The sequence below is a fragment of the Streptomyces sp. UNOB3_S3 genome (genome assembly GCF_020740895.1).
Classification (GTDB): domain Bacteria; phylum Actinomycetota; class Actinomycetes; order Streptomycetales; family Streptomycetaceae; genus Streptomyces.
In genome coordinates this window covers 1-23,135 of record NZ_JAILXP010000072.1, presented here as the reverse complement: position 1 = coordinate 23,135, position 23,135 = coordinate 1, and the positions used below count along the sequence as shown (strand labels likewise).

General features: G+C 72.3%; 17 protein-coding genes and 1 pseudogene. 8 read left to right on the top strand and 10 right to left on the bottom strand.

From position 1 onward, the window contains the following. Positions 1-54 precede the first annotated feature (54 nt). From K6I33_RS10950 to K6I33_RS10940, 3 genes are all read left to right on the top strand, one after another. Positions 55-1,056 (top strand): Gfo/Idh/MocA family oxidoreductase, encoded by a 1,002-nt coding sequence (locus tag K6I33_RS10950; protein WP_229350393.1) that lies wholly within the window; start codon positions 55-57, stop codon positions 1,054-1,056. Positions 1,057-1,263: 207 nt separating this feature from the next. After that, positions 1,264-1,470 (top strand): AlpA family transcriptional regulator, encoded by a 207-nt coding sequence (locus K6I33_RS10945; RefSeq protein WP_229350391.1) that lies wholly within the window; start codon positions 1,264-1,266, stop codon positions 1,468-1,470. 95 nt (positions 1,471-1,565) lie between these two features. Continuing rightward, a complete protein-coding gene (locus K6I33_RS10940) occupies positions 1,566-1,781 on the top strand; it encodes a heavy-metal-associated domain-containing protein (RefSeq protein WP_229350389.1) in 216 nt (71 codons plus the stop codon). A gap of 475 nt (positions 1,782-2,256) precedes the next feature. Here K6I33_RS10940 and K6I33_RS10935 read toward each other — a convergent pair whose 3' ends face one another. After that, positions 2,257-3,546 carry a citrate synthase gene (locus tag K6I33_RS10935; RefSeq protein ID WP_126914237.1) on the bottom strand — a complete coding sequence of 430 codons (1,290 nt, stop codon included), beginning with the start codon at positions 3,544-3,546 and terminating at the stop codon, positions 2,257-2,259. A gap of 169 nt (positions 3,547-3,715) precedes the next feature. Continuing rightward, positions 3,716-5,944: an ATP-dependent RecD-like DNA helicase gene (locus tag K6I33_RS10930; RefSeq protein ID WP_229350387.1), complete on the bottom strand. Its 2,229-nt coding sequence runs from the start codon at positions 5,942-5,944 to the stop codon at positions 3,716-3,718. Between the two features lie 359 nt (positions 5,945-6,303). Here K6I33_RS10930 and K6I33_RS10925 point away from each other — a divergent pair. Then, positions 6,304-7,086: pseudogene (locus K6I33_RS10925) on the top strand (sugar phosphate isomerase/epimerase family protein); the annotation flags it as partial. On the opposite strand, the gene K6I33_RS10920 reads toward K6I33_RS10925, so the two are convergent. Beyond that, positions 6,968-7,975 carry an EamA family transporter gene (locus K6I33_RS10920; RefSeq protein WP_229350385.1) on the bottom strand — a complete coding sequence of 336 codons (1,008 nt, stop codon included), beginning with the start codon at positions 7,973-7,975 and terminating at the stop codon, positions 6,968-6,970. The pseudogene K6I33_RS10925 and the gene K6I33_RS10920 overlap by 119 nt on opposite strands. Positions 7,976-8,067: 92 nt before the next feature. Here K6I33_RS10920 and K6I33_RS10915 point away from each other — a divergent pair, with 92 nt between their 5' ends. The 3 genes from K6I33_RS10915 (at position 8,068) to K6I33_RS10905 (ending at position 10,607) form a co-directional block, all read left to right on the top strand. Continuing rightward, positions 8,068-8,973, top strand: a complete 906-nt coding sequence (locus K6I33_RS10915) for a LysR family transcriptional regulator (protein ID WP_229350383.1) — start codon at positions 8,068-8,070, stop codon at positions 8,971-8,973. Between the two features lie 46 nt (positions 8,974-9,019). Next, positions 9,020-9,661 carry a TetR/AcrR family transcriptional regulator gene (locus K6I33_RS10910; RefSeq protein ID WP_229350380.1) on the top strand — a complete coding sequence of 214 codons (642 nt, stop codon included), beginning with the start codon at positions 9,020-9,022 and terminating at the stop codon, positions 9,659-9,661. Between the two features lie 298 nt (positions 9,662-9,959). After that, positions 9,960-10,607 (top strand): hypothetical protein, encoded by a 648-nt coding sequence (locus K6I33_RS10905; RefSeq protein WP_229350378.1) that lies wholly within the window; start codon positions 9,960-9,962, stop codon positions 10,605-10,607. A 14-nt stretch (positions 10,608-10,621) separates the two neighbouring features. Here the strand turns inward: K6I33_RS10905 and K6I33_RS10900 are convergent, their stop codons facing one another. The 4 genes from K6I33_RS10900 to speB form a co-directional block, all read right to left on the bottom strand. After that, the gene (locus K6I33_RS10900; RefSeq protein WP_229350376.1) at positions 10,622-12,052 is read right to left on the bottom strand and encodes a S28 family serine protease; all 1,431 of its coding nucleotides are present in this window, start codon (positions 12,050-12,052) and stop codon (positions 10,622-10,624) included. A gap of 123 nt (positions 12,053-12,175) precedes the next feature. Then, positions 12,176-15,979 (bottom strand): ABC transporter ATP-binding protein, encoded by a 3,804-nt coding sequence (locus K6I33_RS10895; protein ID WP_229350373.1) that lies wholly within the window; start codon positions 15,977-15,979, stop codon positions 12,176-12,178. Between the two features lie 164 nt (positions 15,980-16,143). Then, on the bottom strand, positions 16,144-18,252 hold the full coding sequence (gene kdpB / locus K6I33_RS10890; protein ID WP_229350371.1) for a potassium-transporting ATPase subunit KdpB: 2,109 nt from the start codon (positions 18,250-18,252) through the stop codon (positions 16,144-16,146). A gap of 155 nt (positions 18,253-18,407) precedes the next feature. Continuing rightward, positions 18,408-19,379, bottom strand: a complete 972-nt coding sequence (gene speB, locus K6I33_RS10885; protein WP_126914246.1) for an agmatinase — start codon at positions 19,377-19,379, stop codon at positions 18,408-18,410. A gap of 186 nt (positions 19,380-19,565) precedes the next feature. Here speB and K6I33_RS10880 point away from each other — a divergent pair, with 186 nt between their 5' ends. Then, positions 19,566-20,351, top strand: coding sequence for a phosphatase (locus K6I33_RS10880; RefSeq protein WP_229350369.1), 786 nt, complete (start codon positions 19,566-19,568; stop codon positions 20,349-20,351). On the opposite strand, the gene K6I33_RS10875 is transcribed toward K6I33_RS10880, so the two are convergent. The 3 genes from K6I33_RS10875 to K6I33_RS10865 form a co-directional block, all read right to left on the bottom strand. After that, positions 20,348-20,569 carry a hypothetical protein gene (locus tag K6I33_RS10875; protein WP_229350366.1) on the bottom strand — a complete coding sequence of 74 codons (222 nt, stop codon included), beginning with the start codon at positions 20,567-20,569 and terminating at the stop codon, positions 20,348-20,350. The genes K6I33_RS10880 and K6I33_RS10875 overlap by 4 nt on opposite strands. Positions 20,570-20,775: 206 nt before the next feature. Next, positions 20,776-21,681, bottom strand: a complete 906-nt coding sequence (gene tesB, locus K6I33_RS10870) for an acyl-CoA thioesterase II (RefSeq protein ID WP_229350364.1) — start codon at positions 21,679-21,681, stop codon at positions 20,776-20,778. 44 nt (positions 21,682-21,725) lie between these two features. Then, positions 21,726-22,883: an acyl-CoA dehydrogenase family protein gene (locus tag K6I33_RS10865; RefSeq protein ID WP_229350362.1), complete on the bottom strand. Its 1,158-nt coding sequence runs from the start codon at positions 22,881-22,883 to the stop codon at positions 21,726-21,728. Between the last annotated feature and the right edge of the window lie 252 nt (positions 22,884-23,135).

Here is a 23,135-nt window from a genome sequence, read left to right as displayed (position 1 = left end):
GCTCCGCACCGCCCCGCCGCGATGACCGGCCGGCACGCGATCGCGGCGGGCGGGCTGCGGGTCGCGCTGCTCGGCGCCGGGCGGATCGGCTCCCGGCACGCGGCCCGGCTGGCGGGGACCGAGGGCGTCGCCGAGCTGGTCGTCGCCGACGCCGACGCAGGGCGCGCGGCGGCCCTCGCGGAGGCCGTGGGCGCCCGCCCCGCCCGCACGGTGGGCGAGGTCTTCACCTCGGCGGGCGTGGACGCCGTGGTCATCGCCACCGCGACCGCCTCCCACGCGCGCCTGATCACCCGGGCGGCGCGCGCCGGGCTGCCCGCGTTCTGCGAGAAGCCCGTCGCACTGGACCTGGCAGGCACGGTCGCCGCGCTGCGCGAGGTGGAGGCGGCGGGCACGCTGCTCCAGATCGGCTTCCAGCGGCGCTTCGACGCCGGGTTCCTGGCCGCGCGCGAGGCGCTGCGCTCGGGGGCGCTGGGGCGGGTGCACACCATCCGGTGCGTGACCTCCGACGCGGCGCCGCCGCCCGCGGACTTCCTGCCGCAGTCCGGCGGGCTGTTCCGCGACTGCATGGTCCACGACTTCGACGCCGTCCGGTGGCTGACCGGCCGGGAGGTGACGGAGGTGTACGCGCGGGGCGCGAACGGCGGCGCGGCCTTCTTCCGCGAGGCCGGCGACGTGGACACCGCGGCGGCCCTGCTCACCCTCGACGACGGCACGCTCGTCACTGCCACCGCGACCCGTTACAACGGCGCCGGCTACGACGTACGCGTGGAGCTGTCCGGGGAGCGCGACCAGTGGGTCGCCGGGCTGGACGACCGGGCGCCGCTGACCTCCGCCGAGCCCGGCGGCCCGGCCGCCCCGCGGCGGCCCTGGGCGGACTTCCAGGAGCGCTTCGAGGACGCCTTCCGGGCCGAACTGGCGGCGTTCGTCCGGGCCGCGCGGGGCCTCGCGGGCAACCCCTGCCCGGGGGCGGAGGGGCTGCGGGCCCTGCACATCGCCGAGGCGTGCGAGGTCTCCCGGCGGGAGGCCCGGCCGGTCCGCCTGGCCGACGTGGGCTGACACCGGCGGCACTGCCTGTTACCAAGTCACCTTCCTGTTACGAGCGTCACACCGGCGCGAGCCTTCCGTCACAGAAGACCGACAGGCCCGAGCGCATGATCACTCTCCGTCGTTCCCGGGGCGAGGCTCAAGCGACCGAGAACGGCCGCGCCGCAGCTCCCCGACGGACCCCTCCTCCGTGGCTGCGCCGCGGCGGAGAGGCGAGAGATGACCGACCGTCGGCTCTGGTCCTACCGGGAGATCGCGGCGCACATCGGCGTGCAGACCGACACCGTGCGCTCGTACCGGAAGCACGGCCTGCTGCCCGTTCCCGACCTCCACGAGGGCGGCAAGCCCTACTGGTTCGCGGACACCATCCGTGACTGGGTGACCCGGCGTCCCGGTTACCGCGACCACCGTCCGAAGAAACCTTGATTCCGCCGTTTCCCACCCCTCGGAATACCCCCCGGGGGTAAGGTGTCCGAGTATCGGCAGAAGCCCTGCTCAGCCCACTTCCGAGGAGTACGCCCATGAGCACCACCACCGTCTACAAGGTGTCCGGCATGACCTGCGGCCACTGCGAGTCCGCGGTGCGCAAGGAGGTCTCGGCGATCGCCGGTGTGACCTCGGTGGAGGCCGCGGCCGCCACCGGCCTGGTGACGATCACCACCGCCGGCCCGCTGGACGACGAGGCCGTCCGCGCCGCCGTGGACGAGGCCGGATACGAGCTGTCCGGCCGCGCCTGAGCCGCTCTCCGCACGGGGCACCTTCACAGAATCACCACAAGGAGCCTCTTGCCCTTTTACGTCCCTTATGCCAGGAGACCTAGATCACAGCGATTGGGAGGTAACCATCGTGGGGGGACATTGGTCTAACCAGGCAGTGCTGGATCGTCTTGGGGGACGGCCCGGCCACGCGTGGCCGGGGCACGTACCCGGGGAGCTTTGAGCGGCCCTCCCGTACGTACGCGTCCCGGCAGATCGCGTCCGCCGGCTCCCGGCCGGATCCCGTGGGGGGAATCCGTGCCGGGGCAGGGAAGCGCCTCGCTCCGACCCGTGGGGGGATCGGAGTCGGGGCGCTTTTCATTCGCTTTCACCTACCGACCGTTCCGACGGGCGAGGTCGGCTTCCGGCCAACACGAACGACCAACGCGAACGACCACAACGCGAAGGCGCCCCGCACCGGGACGGTGCGGGGCGCCTTTTCGCCGTGGCGGGCCGGCTAGCGGCGCTCGACGGGGACGAAGTCGCGCTCGACGACGCCCGTGTAGATCTGGCGCGGGCGGCCGATGCGGGAACCCGGCTCCTTGATCATCTCGTGCCACTGGGCGATCCAGCCGGGCAGCCGGCCGAGCGCGAACAGCACGGTGAACATCTCCGACGGGAAGCCCATCGCCCGGTAGATCAGACCGGTGTAGAAGTCCACGTTCGGGTAGAGGTTGCGCGAGACGAAGTAGTCGTCGTTGAGCGCGTGCTCCTCGAGCTTGAGCGCGATGTCGAGCAGCTCGTCGCTCTTGCCCAGCGCGGAGAGGACGTCGTGGGCGGCAGCCTTGATGATCTTGGCGCGCGGGTCGAAGCTCTTGTAGACCCGGTGGCCGAAGCCCATCAGGCGGACGCCGTCCTCCTTGTTCTTCACCTTGCGGATGAAGGCGTCGACGTCGCCGCCGGAGGCCTGGATGGACTCCAGCATCTCCAGGACGGCCTGGTTGGCGCCGCCGTGCAGCGGGCCCCACAGGGCGTTGATGCCCGCGGAGATCGACGCGAAGAGGTTGGCCTGCGAGGAACCGACCAGGCGCACGGTCGAGGTGGAGCAGTTCTGCTCGTGGTCGGCGTGGAGGATCAGCAGCTTGTCCAGGGCGCTGACGACCACCGGGTCCAGCTCGAACTCCGCGGCGGGCACCGAGAAGGTCATGCGCAGGAAGTTCTCGACGTAGCCGAGGTCGTTGCGCGGGTAGACGATCGGGTGGCCGATCGACTTCTTGAAGGCGTACGCCGCGATCGTCGGCAGCTTGGCCAGCAGCCGGATCGTCGACAGGTGACGCTGCTTCTCGTCGAACGGGTTGTGGCTGTCCTGGTAGAAGGTCGACAGCGCGCTGACCACGGAGGACAGCATGGCCATCGGGTGGGCGTCACGCGGGAAGCCGTCGAAGAACCGCTTGACGTCCTCGTGCAGCAGCGTGTGCTGGGTGATCTCACCCTTGAAGGTCGCCAGCTCGTCGACGGTGGGCAGCTCGCCGTTGATCAGCAGGAACGCGGTCTCCAGGAACGAGCTGCGCTCGGCCAGCTGCTCGATCGGGTAACCGCGGTAGCGCAGGATGCCCTGCTCACCGTCGAGGTAGGTGATCGCGGATTTATAGGCGGCGGTGTTGCCATAGCCGGAGTCCAGGGTCACCAGACCGGTCTGGGCACGCAGCTTGCCGATGTCGAAGCCCTTGTCGCCGACAGTGCTGTCGACCACCGGGTAGCTGTACTCGCCGTCCCCGTACCGCACTACTACAGAGTTGTCGCTCACGTCATCCCTCACCGACGTTGTGCCTCTTCTTCGAGGTGCCCTGACTACCCCTACCTTCCCCCATTTGGACGATGTACGTGCACTCGGGGTCGGCCATAGGGCCCAAGGGCGGCACTCAGTGCCGCCCAGCCTGCCCATCCTGCCCCCTTCGCCCTGATTGGTAAACCGCTCAGAGATAAACGCCACCTTCCGTGAGCCGGAAGTCCAGGGCCGTACAGCGCCGCCCCGCCGAGACCGTGCGCACCGCCTGCCCCAGGGCGCGCCGCGACCCCACCAGCACCACGAGCTTCTTTGCCCTGGTAACCGCCGTATAGAGCAGATTGCGCTGAAGCATCATCCAGGCACCCGTGGTGACCGGGATCACCACCGCCGGGTACTCGCTGCCCTGGGAGCGGTGGATGGTGACCGCGTAGGCGTGGGCGAGCTCGTCGAGCTCGTCGAAGTCGTAGCCGACCTCCTCGTCCTCGTCGGTGCGCACGGTCAGCCGCTGCTCGACGTCGTCCAGCGCCGTGACCACCCCGACCGTGCCGTTGAAGACGCCGTTCTCGCCCTTCTCGTAGTTGTTGCGGATCTGGGTGACCTTGTCGCCGACGCGGAAGACCCGGCCGCCGAAGCGGCGCTCGGGCAGGTCGGGGCGGGCGGGCGTGATGGCCTGCTGGAGCAGCCCGTTGAGGGTGCCGGCGCCGGCCGGGCCGCGGTGCATGGGGGCCAGCACCTGGATGTCGCGGCGCGGGTCGAGGCCGAACCTCGCGGGGACGCGCCGGGCCGCCACGTCCACCGTCAGCCGGCCCGCCTCCTCGGTGTCCTCCTCGACGAAGAGGAAGAAGTCCGCCATGCCCTGAGTGATGGGCTGCACGCCGGAGTTGATGCGGTGGGCGTTGGTGACCACACCGGACTGCTGGGCCTGCCGGAAGATCCGGGTGAGCCGGACCGCCGGGACGGGGCTGCCGGGGGCCAGGAGGTCGCGCAGCACCTCCCCGGCGCCCACCGACGGCAGCTGGTCCACATCGCCGACCAGCAGCAGATGCGCGCCCGGAGGGACGGCCTTGACCAGCTTGTTGGCCAGCAGGAGGTCCAGCATCGACGCCTCGTCGACGACCACCAGATCGGCGTCCAGCGGCCGGTCGCGGTCGTAGGCGGCGTCGCCGCCGGGCTTGAGCTCCAGCAGCCGGTGGACCGTGGAGGCGTCGGCGCCGGTGAGCTCGGAGAGCCGCTTGGCGGCCCGGCCGGTGGGCGCGGCCAGCACCACCTTGGCCTTCTTGGCCCGGGCCAGCTCCACCACGGACCGGACGGTGAAGGACTTGCCGCAGCCCGGGCCCCCGGTGAGGACGGCGACCTTGCTGGTGAGCGCGAGCCGCACCGCCTCCTGCTGCTCGGGCGCCAGCTCGGCCCCCGTGCGCCCCGCGAGCCAGGTCAGGGCCTTGTCCCACTGGACGTCCCGGAAGGCCGCCAGACGGTCGTCCGGAGCCTTCAGCAGCCGGGCCAGCTGGGCGGCGAGGGAGAGCTCCGCGCGGTGGAAGGGGACCAGATAGACGGCAGTGACCGGCTCCCCTCCGTCGGGGCCGGGCACGGTCTCGCGGACCACTCCCGCGCCGTCCGGCCCGTCCTCCGCCAGCTCGGCCAGGCAGTCGATGACGAGCCCTGTGTCGACCTGGAGCAACTTCACCGCGTCGGCGATCAATTGCTCCTCGGGGAGGAAGCAGTGCCCCTGGTCGGTGGACTGGGACAGGGCGTGGCGCAGACCGGCCTTGACCCGCTCGGGGCTGTCGTGCGGGATGCCGACCGACTGGGCGATGCGGTCGGCGGTGAGGAAGCCGATGCCCCACACGTCGGCCGCCAGCCGGTAGGGCTCCTCGCGGACGACGGAGATGGAGGCGTCGCCGTACTGCTTGTAGATGCGCACGGCGATGGAGGTGGAGACGCCGACGCCCTGGAGGAAGACCATGACCTCCTTGATGGCCTTCTGCTCCTCCCACGCGGCCCCGATGGACTTGGTCCGCTTGGGGCCGAGGCCGGGCACCTCGATCAGGCGCGCGGGCTCCTCCTCGATGACGTCGAGGGTGTCCGTGCCGAAGTGGCTCACGATGCGGTCGGCGATGCGCGGCCCGACGCCCTTGATCAGGCCGGACCCCAGATAGCGGCGGATGCCCTGGATCGTGGCGGGCAGGAGAGTGGTGTAGTTCTCCACGGTGAACTGCCTGCCGTACTGCGGGTGGGAACCCCAGCGGCCCTCCATGCGCAGCGACTCGCCCGGCTGCGCGCCGAGCAGGGAGCCGACCACCGTGAGGAGGTCCCCGCCGCCGCGCCCGGTGTCGACGCGCGCGACCGTGTAGCCGCTGTCCTCGTTGGCGTAGGTGATCCGCTCCAGGACACCTTCGACCACAGCCAGTTGCACCATGCCCCGACGGTACCGCCGAGGACCGACAGGGCGTTCGGGCCTGTGGGTATCCGGCATTCCGCTTCTCGCCGGCACACGGTTCGGCCGGCATGCGATTCGGCCGGCGCATGATTCGAGGGGCCCGGTCCGACGACCGGGCCCCTCGCGTTCCCCCCTGAACGGGCCTCCTCCGAATCCCCCCGGATCCCTCCCCGGGAAGCCCGATGTCCAATACGACCCACTGGGGCTCCGCAGGGTTGCACCGATTTCAAGCTGTTATACATCCGTTACTTACCGTAGGGAACCCCTGTTCGCCACACATCCGTCTTCCTGGCGGCACCAAGGCATTTCCCACGCCCTCACGGGGAAGCCCAAGAGGCATGAAGCTGGCCTTTTCGACCCTCGGTGTGCCCGGGATGCCGCCGCGCGACGTGGTGCGGCTCGCCGCCACCTGCGGTTACGACGGCGTGGAGCTGTGCGCCCACCCCGAGGAGCCCGTGCACCCGGGCATCTCCGCCGCGCAGCGGGCCGCGGTGGCCATGGAGTTCGCGGACGCGGGTGTGACGGTCCTGGCCGTGGCCGGGTACGCCCGGGCGGCCGCCCCCGGCCCCGACGAACCGGTGCTGGCGGAGCTCGCCGAGCTGGTCCGGCTGGCGGGGGACCTCGGGGCGCCCTACGTACGGGTGTTCCCCGGCGGTGGTGGGCTGCCCGTGGCGGAGGCCGACGCGGCGGCCGCCCGCAGGCTGGGCTCGATCGCCCCGCTCGCCGCCGACACGGGCGTCCGCGTCCTGCTGGAGACCCATGACTCGCACCGGCGGGCCCAGGACGCCGTGCGTGTGCTGGGCCCCGTGGGGCACCGCAGCGTGGGCGCCCTCTGGGATCTGCTCCACACCTGGCTGGGCGGCGAGGAACCGGCCGCCAGCCTCCCGGCGCTGGCCCCCCATCTGGGCTATGTGCAGGTGAAGGACGTCGCCTCGGCGGAGGACACCGCTCCGCTGCCGCTCGGGGCGGGGGTGCTGCCCCTGGGCGCCTGCGTCCGCGCCCTCAGCCGCGCGGGCTGGGACGGCTGGCTGAGCTGGGAGTACGAGAAGCGCTGGCATCCGCAGTCGGCCGACTTCCCCCAGCTGGCGGGGGCGGGAGCGGAGTACTTGCGGGGACTGGTCGCCGCCGCCCCGCGAGCGACATGAGCGACGGGAAGGACCGTCCCGCCAGCGACGTGAGGGCGACGCCGCCCACCAGCAGCACCGCCGCGCACCAGCGCAGCGGGCTCACGCCCTCGCCCAGTACGAGCGCCGCCGAGGACATGCCGAACACCGGCACCAGCAGCGAGAAGGGCGCGACGACCGACGCGTCGTAGATGCGCAGCAGATATCCCCACGCGCCGAACCCGAGCAGCGTGCTCGCCCAGGCGACGAACAGCAGGGCGCCGGCACCGGTCCAGTCGAGGGAGCGCAGCGCCTCGGCGTCGGCGGCCGGCCCCTCGAACACGAGCGACAGCGCCAGCAGCGGCAGCACCGGAACAGTGCTGATCCACACGGTGAAGCGCAGGGCGTCGGGGGGCGCCGCCTTGCGGGTCAGGACGTTGGACACGCCCCAGAAGGCCGCCGCGCCCAGGACCAGGGCGAAGCCGGTCAGCGGACCGGAGGTCCCCTCGTCCACGGCGGCGACCCCGATGCCCGCCAGTGCCACGGCCATGCCCAGCAGCCTGACGCGGCCGGGGCGTTCCGCCAGGGCGAGCGCGGCGAAGAGGGCGGTGAAGACCGCCTGGGCCTGGAGCACCAGTGAGGACAGCCCGGTGGGCATCCCGGCGTGCATCCCGACGAACAGCAGCCCGAACTTGCCCACCCCGAGGGCCAGTCCCACCCCGATGATCCACCGCCATTTCACCGGGGGCGGCCCGGCGAAGAAGACGGCGGGCACCGCCGCCGCGAGGAAGCGCAGCGCGCAGAAGAGCAGGGGCGGGAAATGGTCGAGGCCGACGTGGATGACCACGAAGTTGACGCCCCAGAGGGCGGCGACCGAGACGGCCAGGGCGAGGTGCTGAGGACGCATGGGACGAGCATCCGGTGCGTCAACCATGTAGCACCAGCACACATTTCTTCATGATGGAATTCAGCAACGCTCAACAATGGGGGAAGAGGACCATGCTGGATCTGTCCCGGCTGCGCGCGCTGCACGCCGTCTCCGTGCACGGCTCCGTCAGCGCCGCCGCCGTCGCCCTGGGGTACACGCCCTCGGCCGTGTCGCAGTCGATAACCAAGCTGGAGCGGGAGACCCGCACCACCCTGCTGGAGCGCAGGGGGCGCGGGATCGCGCTGACCGACGCGGCGGTCCGGCTGGCGGAGACGGCGCACGAGCTGCTCTCGCTGGTCGAACGGGCGGAGACCGAGCTGGAGGAGCGGCGCGGGCTGCCGACGGGCCGGCTGACGATCGGGGCGTTCGCGTCGGCCGCGCGCGGGCTGCTGCCCGGCGTCCTGGCCGCGCTGGCCCGGGAGCACCCCGCCCTGGACGCCCGGCTGGTCGAGGTGGACCCCCATCTGTCCGTGGGGGCCGTGGAGCAGGGGGTGCTCGACATGACCGTGACGTTCGAGTGGGACATCTCGCCGCTGCCCGTGCCCGAGGCCCTGGAGCGGGTGCGGATCGGCGCCGACCTCTGCGACGTCCTGGTGCCCCGCGGCCACGCGCTGGCCGGGTACGCCCGGCTGTGCCACGCGGATCTGGAGGGGCAGCGCTGGGTCGGCCAGCCGCCCGGCACGGTCTGCCACGACTGGTTCGTACGCACCCTGCGTGCCTCCGGTGACGAGCCGGACATCGCCTATGAGGCCGCCGAGAACCACACCCACGTCGCGCTCGTCGCGGCGGGCCTGGGCATCGCCGTGGTCCCCCGGCTCGGGCGCGGCCCGCTGCCCCCGGAGGTCGTGGCGCTCCCCCTGGAGCCCGTGCCCGTACGGCATCTGTTCGCCTACTGGCGCAAGGGCGCGGCCCGGCGCCCCGCGATCCGCGAAACGCTGCGCATGCTGCGGGAGCAATGGCCGGACCGATCGTTTTGAGCAACCGCTCAAAACGTATGATGAACGCTCTTCGAGGGGGCGGCGGATGTCAGTGGAGACCAAGGAACGCCTGATCACCGCGGCGGGCACGGTCCTGCGCACCCAGGGCTACGGCAAGGCCAGCGCGCGGACGATCGCCAAGGAGGCCGGGGTCAACTCGGCGCTGGTCTTCTACCACTTCGGCGGCGTCGACCCCCTGCTGTTCGCCGCTCTCGACCGCTCCTCCGCCGAGCGGATGGCGCGCCACACCGCCACCGTCGCGGACGCGCGCACCCTGGAGGAGCTCGCCGAGCGGGCCACCCGCATCTACCGCGACGACCTGGAGGGCGGCCACATCACCCTGCTCTCCGAGCTGGTCGCGGCGGCCGTGGCCAAGCCGGAGCTGCGCGAGGAGATCAAGGTGCGGGTCGAGCCGTGGATGGCGTTCATGGAGGAGACCCTGGAGCGGGTCATCGGCGGCACCCCCCTCGCCCGGCTCACCCCGCCGCGCGACCTGGCCAACGCCGCCGTCGTCTTCTACCTCGGGGTGAACCTCTTCACCGTGCTGGACGCCGACCGCACCCGGACGGAATCGGTGTTCGCGATGGTCCGGCGGCTCGCGCCCCGCGCCGGGCTGCTGGCCCGGCGCGTCCCCGTCCGGTTCGGCAGGGCGCGCGGCTTCGGCAGGGCGCGGCGCCGGGACCGCTAGCTTGGTTGCGCGGCGCGGAACCGCTCCGGCGCGCGGCCCGTCCAAGGGGCGTGCTGCCGCCGGTCCCCGCAGAGCGGTGCCGGCCCCGCCGTACCGACGGCGCGGGTCACCCCCTCTCCGCCGCCTGTGGCCGGTAGCGCGCCGCCGCCGGTGACACCCCCTCTACCGCGCCGGCGGCGGACGCCGGCGGGCGGGAGCGGGGCGCGCGGTCACCCTCCGCGAACCCTCCCGCACGCCTGGCGTGCGCCGGTGGCCGTCGGGTAACTCTGGACGCTCGGTTGGTGGGTTGGGGGAGATCATGCGCCATCGCGCGCTACCGAGGGCGCTGTTCGCGTTCGCCGTGCTGTGCGGGGCCGGCGCGCTCGCCGGCTGTCAGCTCCAGGGGCGGCCCGGGGCGGAGATCGTCACCCAGGGCGCGCAGGGGGCCCAGGGCGGTCAGGGCGCGCTCGAGCGGGCCGAGCCGGGACGCAGCGCCACGTTCCTGGGCCAGGGGTCGTGCGCGGGCCGGGGCCGTACGGCCTTCACCGAGCTGGACTGCGCGGACGAGCGCGCCACCGCGAGCGTCCTCGCCCGCTACTACGGCCCGCAGGAGGACGGCCCGCGCTGCCCCGACAGCACCGATTTCGTGCTGCACATCACGGCGGTGAACACCGGCACGTCGGAGTCGGAGAGCGCCCCCGAGGGCTACGCCTGCATGCGCAATCTGAGCCCGCCGCACCCGGGCGACCCGGGCATGGGCGGCGGCCCGCTGACGGTGGCGGGCGACTGCGTGTACACCGAGCGGCACGGGGTGGTGAAGGAGACGGCCTGCGACGGATCGCGGGGCCACGCGCCGGAGTTCCGGGTGGACTCGACGGTGCGCACACGCGACGACTGCCCGCCCTCGACGGACCTGTACGTACAGGTCGGCGGCGGGCGCCCCGTAGGGTGCGCCCGCCGCCTGTGACACACGACAGAAAACTACGGCCGCAGCGTGGACTGCCGCTCCTCGGTCTGCCGGTCGAGCTTGGCGTTGAAGGGCGCCAGCGGCTTGGCCTGCTTGTCGTCCTTCTGGACGGCCGCGGGCGCGACACCGGCCCAGCGCAGTACCTCGGCCGTGGCCACCGCCCGCTCGTCGGCGACGAGCTGGGAGATGTTGGAGCCGTGGTTGCCGCCCGGCGCGTAGAAGCGGTAGTCGTGGCGGGCCGTGGCGTTCCTGCCGAGGCGGAACGGCTCCGAGCTCCACGGGTCGTTCTGCCCGTAGACGAACAGCATGTTCCTGCTCTCCTCGCGCACCCAGCGGTCGACGTCCGCCATGGCACCCGGCCGGAACTTCATCGGGATGTCACGCGGCACATAGGTGCGCGGCTTGTAGCTGTCGGGGTACTTCAGCAGCCCCTTCAGGTGCGCGAACTTGGGGCTCGGGGAGCCGAGTTCGGTGCCCGCCTGGTAGTAGTACGGCGTGAACCGCTCCAGGCCCTGGTCGGTGTAGCCGTCGAAGCCGGAGATGTCGTCGATGAACTTGTACAGCTCGTCCGTCGACGCCTTGGTGGCGGGCACGGTCTTGCAGTCGCTCTGGAGGTGGTACTGCCAGAACGCCCACACCAGGTCCATGACGACGTTCTCGTAGGCCTTGTCGGCGCTGCCGACGGTCTTGAAGGTCTTGCCGTTCTCGCCGGCCCACTTCTGGTAGCGGGCGACGATCTCGCCGCGGCGGACGAGGGCCTCGCGCTGCACCGAGTTCAGCTGGGTTCGGCAGGCCTGGTCGCCGACGGTGGCGAAGAACCGGTCGTAGGCGGAGTCCTCGTCGTTGACCACGTCGTTGGGCGCGACGTAGGCGACGGTGCCGTTCATGTCCTTGGGGAAGAAGCGGCGGTAGTACGTCGCCGTCATGCCGCCCTTGCTGCCGCCGGTGGCCAGCCAGTTCTTGTTGTAGACCGGCTTGAGGGCCGCGAAGAGGCGGTGCTGGTCGTTGGCGGCCTGCCAGATGTCGAGCTTGGACCAGTCGGCGGGCTGCGGCCGGGACGGGGTGAAGAAGCGGTACTCCATCGACACCTGGTTGCCGTCGACGATCCGGGCCGGCTCGCTGCGCGACGGGTTGGTGTTGACGTTGTAGCCGGAGGTGTAGAAGACCGTCGGCCGGTCGGTGTTCTTGTGCAGCAGCGTGAAGCGCTGCGCGAAGGTGCCCTTCGCCGGGTTCCGGTGGTCGACCGGCTGCTGATAGGTCATCACGAGGTAGCGGTAGCCCTCGTAGGGCTTCTCCTCGACGAAACTCATCCCCGGGATCTTCAGGACGCGTTCCTTGATGTCCGGCTCGGTGGCGGCCCCCGCCGCCCCCGCCACCGTGCTGCCGGCGCCGACCGTTCCGATGGACATGGTCAGCGCCAGCAGGAGTCTGACGGCCTTGCGCATACGCCCTCCCCTGGTTCGCGTAAGTCGCCGCGAACCTACCGGGGCATCATCCGCCACGCCAGAGTCAACCCAGGGTGACCTTGCTCCCTCTCGCCGGGCTTCCCCGGCGCACCCGGGCCTCCGTCAGGCCGCGACCGCCTCGCCGGTGAACGTCCGCCACAGCTCCGCGTACCGTCCGCCCCGCGCCAGCAGTTGGGCGTGGGTGCCGTCCTCGACGACCCGGCCGCGGTCCAGGACCACCACGCGGTCCGCGCGCGCGGCGGTCGTCAGGCGGTGCGCCACCACCAGCGTCGTACGGCGCCCGGCCAGCCGGTCGGTGGCCTGGTTGACCAGCGCCTCGGTGGCCAGGTCCAGGGCGGCGGTGGCCTCGTCCAGCAGCAGGACGTCCGGGGCCACCAGCTCGGCTCGGGCCAGGGCGATCAACTGCCGCTGCCCGGCGGAGAGGTTGCGGCCGCGCTCGGCGACCTCGTGGAGATAGCCGTCGGTCAGCGTGGCGATCATCTCGTGCGCCCCGACCGCCCGCGCGGCCGCCTCGACCTCGGCGTCGCTCGCGTCCGGGCGGCCGTAGGCGATCGCGTCGCGCACGGTGCCCGGGAAGAGGTACGGCTCCTGGGGCACGACGCCCAGGCGGTGCCGGTAGGAGACCGGGTCCAGCTCGCGCAGGTCGTGGCCGTCGACCAGAACGGCACCGGAGGCCGGGTCGTAGAACCGCGCGACCAGCTTCACGAGCGTGGACTTGCCCGCGCCCGTCTCGCCCACGAAGGCCACGGTCTGCCCGGCGGGGATCGTCAGCCGTATCCCCGCCAGCGCCTCGCCCTTCTCGCCCCCGTAGCGGAAGTGGACGTCGTCGAAGACGACCTCGCCCTTGAGCTCCCGCACCTCGCGCGGCCGCTCGGCCACCGGCGTCGTCGTCGGCTCGCGCAGCAGCCCCTGCACCCGGCCCAGCGACACCGTCGCCTGCTGGTAGCCGTCGAAGACCTGGGAGAGCTGCTGGACGGGTGCGAAGAACAGGTCGATGTAGAGCAGGTACGCCACCAGGGCGCCCGTCGTCAGCGTACCGTCGCCCACCCGGCCGACGCCCACGATCAGCACGGCGGCCGACGCGACGGACGACAGCAGCTGGACGAACGGGAAGTACACCGATATCAGCCACTGGCCGTGCACCCGCGCCTGCCGGTACTCGGCGCTGCGGGCCGCGAACCGGCGGGCACCGGACTCCTCACGGCGGAACGCCTGCACGACGCGCAGCCCGGCGACGCCCTCCTGGAGATCGGCGTTGACGGAACCGACGCGCTCACGGGCCAGCTCGTACGCCTTGACGCTGCGCCGGCGGAAGAAGACCGTGCCGACGACCAGCGGCGGCAGCGTGGCGAAGACGACCAGGGCCAGCTGGACGTCGATGACGACGAGCGCGACGAGGATGCCGAAGAAGGTGAGGACGGAGACGACGGCGGTGACCAGCCCGGTCTGGAGGAACGACGACAGGGCGTCGATGTCCGTCGTCATCCGCGTCATGATCTTGCCGGTGAGCTCGCGCTCGTAGTAGTCGAGCCCGAGCCGCTGGAGCTGCGCGAAGATCTTCACGCGCAGGGCGTAGAGGACGCGCTCGCCCGTGCGGCCCGTCAGCCGGGTCTCGCCGAACTGTGCCGCCCACTGCCCGAGGACGACGAGCAGCGCGAGCCCCGAGGCCACCCAGACGGCGCCGAGCGCCAGGCGCTGGACGCCCTGGTCGATGCCGTGCCGGATCAGCACGGGCAGCAGCAGGCCCGCGAGCGCGTCGACGGCCACCAGCAGCAGGCTCACCGCCAGCGGCGCCCCGAAGCCGCGCAGCAGCTTCCGCAGCCCGTACGACTCCTCGGCCCGGGCGGCGCGCTCCTCGTCGACGTCGGGGGTGTCGTCGGCCGGGGGCAGCGCCGCCACCTTGGCGAGCAGCTCCGGCGTGGCGGGCATCCCGGCGAGCGCGCCGTGCTCCCGCGCGGGGTCGTCGGCGTTCTCGCGGACCCACAGGTGCGGGGTGACGCCGTCGACGACGCGGCGCTTCTCCCCGGCTTCGGTGACGGGTTCCGTGATGGGTTCCGCGACGGGTTCCGTGACGGGCTCGACGGCCGTGGGCGCCACGAGCCCGGTGGCGAGCGCCTCGCCGCCGAAGGCGGCCGCGGTGCCCGCCGGGTCGTGCGGGACGCCCGCCAGCTCGTCGGGGTCCGTCAGCAGCTCGCGGTAGCGCGCGCAGCGCCCCTGGAGCTCCTCGGCCGTGCCCACGTCGACGAGGCGTCCGCCGTCCAGGACCGCGACGCGGTCGGCCAGGGCGAGGGTCGAGGCGCGGTGGGCGATCAGCAGGGTCGTACGGCCCGCCATGACCCCGCGCAGCGCCTCGTGGATCTCGTGCTCCACCCGGGCGTCGACGGCCGAGGTCGCGTCGTCGAGGAGCAGCAGCCGGGGGTCGGTGAGGATGGCCCGGGCCAGCGCGACGCGCTGGCGCTGGCCGCCGGAGAGAGTGAGGCCCTGCTCGCCGACCTTGGTGTCGTAGCCGTCGGGCAGCGCGGAGATGAAGCCGTCCGCCTGGGCGGCCCGGGCGGCGGCCCGGACCTGCTCGTCGGTGGCGTCGGGCACGCCGTAGGCGATGTTGTCGCGGATGCTGTCGGAGAACAGGAAGCTGTCCTCCGGCACGAGCCCGATGGCGGCGCGCAGCGAGGGCAGCGTCAGCTCGCGGACGTCCTGGCCGCCGACGCGTACCGCGCCGCCGGTGACGTCGTAGAAGCGCGGCAGGAGCAGCGCGAGGGTGGACTTGCCGCTGCCGGAGGCGCCGACGACGGCGACGGTCTCGCCGGGCTCGACGCGCAGGGAGACGCCGTCGAGGACCGGGCGGCGGGGGTCGTAGCCGAAGGTGACGTCGTCGAACTCGACGGTGGCGGGGGCGTCGGCGGGCAGTTCGCGCGCGTCCGGGCGCTCCTGGACCTCCGGTTCGGTGTCGATGAGCTCCAGGACGCGTTCCACGCCGGCGCGGGCCTGCTGGCCGACCGTGAGGACCATGGTGAGCATCCGTACGGGGCCGACGAGCTGGGCGAGGTAGGTGGAGAAGGCGACGAAGGTGCCGAGGGTGACCTGGCCGCGGGTGGCCATCCAGCCGCCGAGGGCGAGCATGGCGACCTGGCCGAGGGCGGGCACGGCCTGGAGGGCCGGGGAGTAGCGGGAGTTCAGCCGGACGGCGCGCATCCGCCCGGCGAAGAGCCGGTGGCCCACGTCGCGGAGCTTGCGGGCCTCCTGGGCCTCCTGGCCGAAGCCCTTGACGACGCGTACGCCCGTGACGGCACCGTCCACGACGCCCGCGACGGCGGCGGCCTGGCCCTGGGCGTACCAGGTGGCGGGGAAGACCTTGGCGCGGCTGCGCTGGGCGAGGAACCACAGGGCGGGTGCCACGGCGAGGGCGACGACGGTCAGCAGCGGGGAGAGCGTGACCATCACGACGAGCGAGATGACGAAGAGGAGGATGTTGCCGATCATCATCGGCAGCATGAACAGCAGGCTCTGCACGAGCTGGAGGTCGCTGGTGGCCCGGCCGACGACCTGGCCGGTGGAGAGCTCGTCCTGCCGTTTGCCGTCGAGGCGGGCGATCGCCGCGTGCATCTCGGTCCGCAGGTCGTGCTGGACGTCGAGGGCGAGCCGTCCGCCGTAGTAGCGGCGGACGTAGGTGAGGCCGTAGACCATCAGCGCCGCGACGATCAGCAGGGTCGCCCAGGGGGCGAGGGGGCGCTGGTGGCTGCCTATGACGTCGTCGATGATGAGCTTGGGTATGAGGGGGACGAGCGCCATGACGGCCATCCCGGCGAGGGAGGAACCGAGCGCCAGCAGCACCGCGCCGCGGTAGCGCCAGCAGTACCCCGTGAGCCGCCTGGCCCAGCCCTGACCGGTCGTGTCCGTTGCGGCCACCCGAGACCTCCGCTGTCTCCCGCTCCCTGTTCTGACGGAAGCCCCCAACGCTGTGGACTGCGGATTTCATCCCGCCGCAATGAAACGGGGAGGTTTTCGGGCGCCCGGAGGGGGCGCGCGACGTTATGGACGCGCGCCCTCCGCATGGGTCCGACGCGGGCCCGTCACATGCCGGGGACGAACTGGAGCAGCAGATCGATGACCTTGATGCCGAGGAACGGGGCGACGAGCCCGCCCAGGCCGTAGACGCCCAGGTTGCGGCGGAGCAGCGCGTGGGCGGACGAGGGGGCGTAGCGCACACCGCGCAGGGCGAGCGGGATGAGGGCGACGATCACGAGCGCGTTGAAGACGATCGCCGAGGCGATGGCGGAGGTCGGGCTGTGGAGGCCCATGATGTTGAGCTTCTCCAGGCCCTCGTAGCCGGCCACGCCGCCGAACATGGCGGGGACGATCGCGAAGTACTTGGCGACGTCGTTGCAGATGGAGAAGGTGGTGAGCGCCCCCCGGGTGATCAGCAGCTGTTTGCCGACCTCGACGATCTCGATGAGCTTGGTGGGGTTGGAGTCCAGGTCGACCATGTTCCCGGCCTCCTTGGCGGCGGAGGTTCCGCTGTTCATGGCCACGCCGACGTCGGCCTGGGCGAGGGCGGGGGCGTCATTGGTGCCGTCGCCGGTCATGGCGACGAGGTTGCCGCCCGCCTGCTCGGCCCGGATGCGGGCCAGCTTGTCCTCGGGGGTGGCCTCGGCGATGAAGTCGTCGACGCCGGCCTCGACGGCGATGGCCTTGGCGGTACGCGGGTTGTCGCCGGTCACCATGACGGTCTTGATGCCCATGGCACGCAGCTCGGCGAATCGCTGGGCGATTCCGGGTTTGACGACGTCCTTCAGGTGAACGGCGCCAAGGACGCGGATGCCGTCCGGGTCCTCGACCGCGACCAGCAGCGGAGTGCCGCCCTCCGCGGCGATGGTGTCGGCGATCCAGTGGGCCTCCTCGGGCACCTGGCCGCCGCGCCGGGCGACCCAGTCGGCGACCGCGCTCCCGGCGCCCTTGCGGATGCGGCAGAAGTCCCCCTCGAAGGAGAAGTCCACCCCGCTCATCCGGGTCTGCGCGGAGAAGGGCACGAACCGGCCGTGGCCGAAGTCGCCGCTGTGGTGCTGGATCCCGTACTGCTTGGCCAGCTCGACGATGGAGCGACCCTCGGGAGTCTCGTCGGCGAGGGAGGAGAGCTGGGCGGCGTCGGCGAGGAGCTCGTGCGCGAAGCCCTTGACGGGGACGAAGGCGGCGGCCTGCCGGTTGCCGTGGGTGATGGTGCCGGTCTTGTCCAGCAGCAGGGTGCTGACGTCGCCCGCCGCCTCGACGGCCCGGCCGGAGAGCGCGATGACATTGCGCTGGACGAGCCGGTCCATGCCGGCGATGCCGATGGCGGAGAGCAGCGCGCCGATGGTCGTGGGGATCAGGGTGACCAGCAGGGCGACGAGCACGGTGATGCTCTGCGGGGCGCCCGACCAGCTCGCCATGGGCTGGAGCGAGACCACCGCCAGGATGAAGATCACGGTGAGCGAGGCGAGCAGGATGTTGAGCGCCAGCTCGTTGGGGGTCTTCTGCCGGCTGGTGCCCTCGACCAGCGCGATCATGCGGTCGAGGAAGGTGTTGCCGGCACGGGAGGTGATCCGCACGACGATCCGGTCGGAGAGCACCGTGGTGCCGCCGGTGACGCCGGCGCGGTCGCCGCCCGCCTCGCGGATCACCGGCGCGGACTCGCCGGTGATCGCCGACTCGTCCACGGCCGCGACGCCGTCGACGACCTCGCCGTCGCCGGGCACGGTCTCGCCGGCCTCGACGACCACGAAGTCGTAGGGCCGCAGCTCACCGGCCGGGACCCGCTCCTCGGCCCAGTCGCGGCGGTCCATGCTCACCTTCCAGGTGCGCAGCCGCCGGGCCGTGGTGGTGCTCCGGGTGCGCCGCAGCGACTCGGCCTGGGCCTTGCCCCGGCCCTCGGCGACGGCCTCCGCGAGGTTGGCGAAGACGACGGTGAGCCAGAGCCAGACGCTGATCAGCCAGGTGAAGACGGACGGGTCGAGGACGGCGGAGAGCGTGGTGAGGACGGAGCCGGCCTCGACCACGAACAGCACGGGGTGGCGGACCATCACCCGGGGGTGGAGCTTGCGGACGGCGTCCGGGAGACAGGCGACGAGCTGCTTGGGGTCGACGAGACCGCCGCCGACGCGGCGGTGGCGGGGCCGGGTGGTTTGCCCGGGGGCGCGGTACAGCATCTGGGGGCGGCCTTCGATGGTTCGGGGAGGTGAACGATCACCTCACCCAACCGTCCGGGTACGCACCGTGGCCGGGCCCTTACGCGCCCTTGTCGCGCCCGGGGCCGGGACTTACGCGGTTTTTACGCCCCGGCCCCGCCCCTGCCCCGGGAGGATCAGCCGCGGGCGGCGGCGATCTGTCGCGACATGATCGTCGTCAGCTCGTAGGCCGCGTGCGACGCCGCGACCGAGGTGATCTCGGCGTGGTCGTACGCCGGGGCGACCTCCACCAGGTCGGCGGAGACGAGGTTGCAGGAGGACAGGCCGCGGATGATCTCCAGCAGCTCGCGGGAGGTCAGGCCGCCCGCCTCCGGCGTGCCGGTGCCGGGCGCGTGGGCCGGGTCCAGGACGTCGATGTCGATGGAGATGTACAGCGGGCGGTCGCCGACGCGCTGACGCAGCTGGTCGGCGATCTCGTCGACGCCGCGGCGCATGACGTCCGCCGAGGTGACGATGCCGAAGCCCATCTTCTCGTCGTCGGTGAGGTCCTTCTTGCCGTACAGCGGGCCGCGCGTGCCGACGTGGGAGAGCGCGGAGGTGTCGAGGATGCCCTCCTCGACGGCCCGGCGGAACGGCGTGCCGTGGGTGTACTCGGCGCCGAAGTAGGTGTCCCAGGTGTCCAGGTGGGCGTCGAAGTGCAGCAGGGCGACGGGGCCGTGCTTCTTGGCGACCGAGCGCAGCAGCGGCAGCGCGATGGTGTGGTCACCGCCGAGGGTCATCATGCGGGCGCCGGTGCCCAGGAGGTCGTCGGCCGCGGCCTCGATGGTCTCGACGGCCTCGTCGATGTTGAACGGGTTCGCGGCGATGTCACCGGCGTCCGCGACCTGCGCGAGGGCGAAGGGCGAGGCGTCCTGGGCCGGGTTGTACGGGCGCAGCAGGCGCGAGGCCTCGCGGATGGCGTTGCCGCCGAAGCGGGCACCCGGACGGTAGGAGACGCCGGTGTCGAAGGGCACGCCGACGACGGCGACGTCGGTGGTGCCGACCTCGTCCAGGCGGGGGAGCCGGGCGAAGGTGGCGGGGCCGGCGTAGCGCGGGATGCGGGAGGAGTCGACGGGTCCGCGCGGTTCACGGGGGGCGGGGGTGCTCATGCTGGGGGCCTCTCGGATCACGGACGGAGCGCCGACGGGTCACGGTCGCGTCAACGTCGGAGCGGTCGGTCTGGACGTACCCGAGGGTAGGCAGGGAGGCGGATTCCGCACATGTACGGAACTGAAGGTCCGGCTTCTCCATATGGACACGGCGTCCATCGCGCATCCCGGGGGGAGAATGAGCCCATGCCGATACCACCCAGCCCCGCCGAACTGATCGATCACCTCGTCCGTACGCGTATCGCGGGGAATGTCGCCACCCCACGCGAGAACAACCTCGATCACTACCGCAGGCTCGCCCAGGGCGACCGGCACTACTGGTTCGGGCTGGAGTTCGGCGACCGCTGGACGGACGAGCAGGACGTGCTGGCGGTCATGGCGGAGCGCTGCGGCGTCAGCGACGACCTGGAGCACCGGACGGGCCAGGACACGATCGACCCCCGGCTGACCGTGGCCGGGCTGGAGCGGATGGCCGCGTTCCTGCGGAAGGCGGCGGAGGGGCGGCAGCGGGTGCTGTTCGCCACCGGGCACCCGGGCGGGCTGCTGGACGTGCACCGCGCGACGGCGGCCGCGCTGCGGGCGGCGGGCTGCGAGATCGTCTCCATCCCCAGCGGGCTGCGCGCCGACGAGGGCTCGGTGTACCAGGTCGCCGACGTGGCCGTCTTCGAGCGCGGGGCGACGCTCTGGCACACCCACTCCCCCGCGCCCATGGCCGCGATCCTCGACGGGCTGCGGCGGGCGGGCCGCCCGCTGCCGGACCTGGTCGTCGCCGACCACGGCTGGGCGGGCTGCGCGGCGCAGCAGGGCCTCGACGCCGTGGGCTTCGCGGACTGCAACGACCCGGCGCTGTTCCTCGCCGAGGCGGAGGGCACGCTCCAGGTGGCGGTGCCGCTGGACGACCACGTCGCCGACCCGCGCTTCTACGAGCCGATGACGGCCTATCTGCTGGGGACGGCCGGCCTCGCGGGCTAGGCCCGGGGCCGGGGCCCGCCGTTCCAGCCGCGGACGACCAGCCAGGAGCCGCCGTAGAGCGCGGCGGCTTCGCCGGCCCGCAGGGCGATGGCGACCACCCACCGGTACGAGCCGTCGAAGTCGACGATGCGGCCGTGCCAGACGAACACCAGCGCCGTGCCGAGGCCGATGACGGTGACGCCTACGGCCATCAGAAGCGCCCGTAGGACACTGGGCATGGGTGTGTTCGTCCGTGGCATGAGGTCCCCTCCCGGTGGATCGCCGTTCGATCCGCCTCATGAGGGTAAAGGGCGGGTCATCTGCGGGGGACGCGTATCAGTCCCTCCTGGATCACCGACACCGCCAGCCGCCCGTCCTGGGTGCCGCATTTCCCGGGGGACGACCCCCGGACCCCCAGCCGAGCGCACGGCCGGGGCGGCCTGCGCTATCGAGCGCGAGGAACGCGTATCAGCCCCTCCTGGATCACCGACACCGCCAGCCGCCCGTCCTGGGTGAAGATGCGGCCTCTCGCCAGGCCCCGGCCGCCCTGGGAGGTGGGGCTCTCCTGGTCGTAGAGGAGCCACTCGTCGGCGCGGAACGGGCGGTGGAACCACATCGCGTGGTCCAGGCTCGCGCCGACGACGTCCCCGACGGCCCAGCCGCCGCGCCCGTGGGCGAGCAGCACGGAGTCCAGGAGCGTCATGTCGGAGACGTACGTGGCCAGGCAGATGTGGAGCAGCGGGTCGTCCGCCAGTTTGCCGTTCGTCCGGAACCAAACCTGCGACTTGGGTTCGCGCGGCTCTCCCACGCGGGCGAACGTCGGCTCCTCCGCGTAGCGCAGGTCGACCGCCCCGCGCGCCTCCAGGATGCGCTCGACGACGTCCTGGCCGCCCAGGTGGGGGGCGTAGTGCGGCAGCATCTCGGCGGCCGTGGGGAGGGTGAGCGGGTCCGGCGCCGGCGGCATCGGCTCCTGGTGTTCGAGCCCCTCCTCGTACGTCTGGAAGGACGCGGAGAGGTGGAAGATCGGCTGTCCGTGCTGGACGGCGACGACGCGGCGGGTGGTGAAGGAGTACCCGTCGCGGATGCGGTCGACGGTGTAGACGATGGGCACCGCCGGGTCGCCGGGGCGCAGGAAGTAGGAGTGCAGGGAGTGGGCGTGCCGGTCCGCCGGGACCGTGCGGCCCGCGGCGACCAGCGCCTGGGCGGCGACCTGGCCGCCGAAGACGCGCGGCACGAGGACGGGCCGGGTGGTCGTGCCGCGGAAGATGTCCTCCTCGATCCGCTCCAGGTCGAGCAGGCCGAGGAGTTCGTCGAGGGGGGTGGGAGGTTCGGTGGTGAGGGGTGCGTTCATGTGCCGGTGGTCCTTAACGGGTGTCCGTGCTGTCGCGGCGGGCCCTACAGGCCCATCGACTTGGCGATGATCGAGCGCATGACCTCGCTCGTGCCGCCGTAGATGCGGGTGACGCGGGTGTCCGCGTACAGGCGGGCGATGGGGTACTCCATCATGTAGCCGTAACCGCCGTGGAGCTGGAGGCACTTGTCGACGACGACGGCCGCCCGCTCGGTGGTGAAGAGCTTGGCGGAGGCGGCGTCGGCGGCGGTGAGCTCGCCCGCGTCGTGTGCCTCCAGGGCCCGGTCGACGACCGCCTGCATCGCGTCCACCTCGGAACGGCAGTCGGCCAGGACGAACTTGGTGTTCTGGAACGAGGCCACCGCCTTCCCGAAGACCGTGCGGTCGCGGACGTACGCCGTGGCGAACTCCACCGCGGCGGCCGCCTGGGCGTACGCGCCGACGGCGATGCCGAGCCGCTCCTGCGGGAGGTTGTGGGTGAGGTGACCGAAGGCCGCGCCCTCCTCGCCGAGCAGGTCCGTAACCGGCACCTTGACGTCGGTGAAGGAGAGTTCGGCGGTGTCGGAGACCTTCAGGCCGAGCTTCTCCAGCGTACGGCCGACCGCGTAGCCCTCGGAGGAGGTGTCCACGACGAGGATCGAGATGCCGCCGCGCCGGTCCTCCGCCGTGGCGGGGGCGGTGCGGGCGCAGACGAGCACCCGGTCGGCCTGGACGCCGCCGGTGATGAAGGTCTTGGCGCCGTTGAGGACGTAGTGGGTGCCGTCCTCGGAGAGCCGGGCGGTGGTCCGCATGCCGGCGAGGTCGGAGCCGGTGCCGGGCTCGGTCATGGCGATGGCGGTCATCAGCTCGCCGGAGACGAAGCCGGGCAGCCAGCGCCGCTTCTGCTCCTCGGTGCCGTACCTGAGGAGGTAGGGGAGGCAGAGGGCGGTGTGCGCGCCGGCGGCGCCGAAGCTGACGCCCGCACGCGCGCACTCCTCGGTGACGACGGCCTGGAACTTGAACGAGCGCTGTCCCGCGCCGCCGTACTCCTCGGGGACCTCGATGCCGAAGACGCCGAGCTCGCCGAGCCTCTTGTAGAACTCGCGGGGGACGGCCCCCGCCGCGCGCCACTCGTCGTAGTGCGGCACCACCTCGGCGGCGATGACGTCGCGGATCGTCCGCCGGAAAGCCTCGTGGTCCTCGGTGAAGACAGTGCGTCGCACAGCGGCCTCCCCGCTCGGCTGTGTCAGCGCTCGCTGGTCCGTCAGCGCGCGCTGTATAAGCGCTTGCTCAGCGGAAGCTACCGGCCGGTCACCGGGGCTGTCCAGATCCGTTCGGCGTGATCTCACCGGCCCGCGGGCCCGGCCCGCACGCCCGGCCCGCGCCGGGGCCCGTCAGCGCGCCAGGGAGCCGAGCGCGCCCAGCGCCAGGCGGCGCAGCAGCGCGGCCATGGCCGTCCGGGCGGGGAGGGCGCC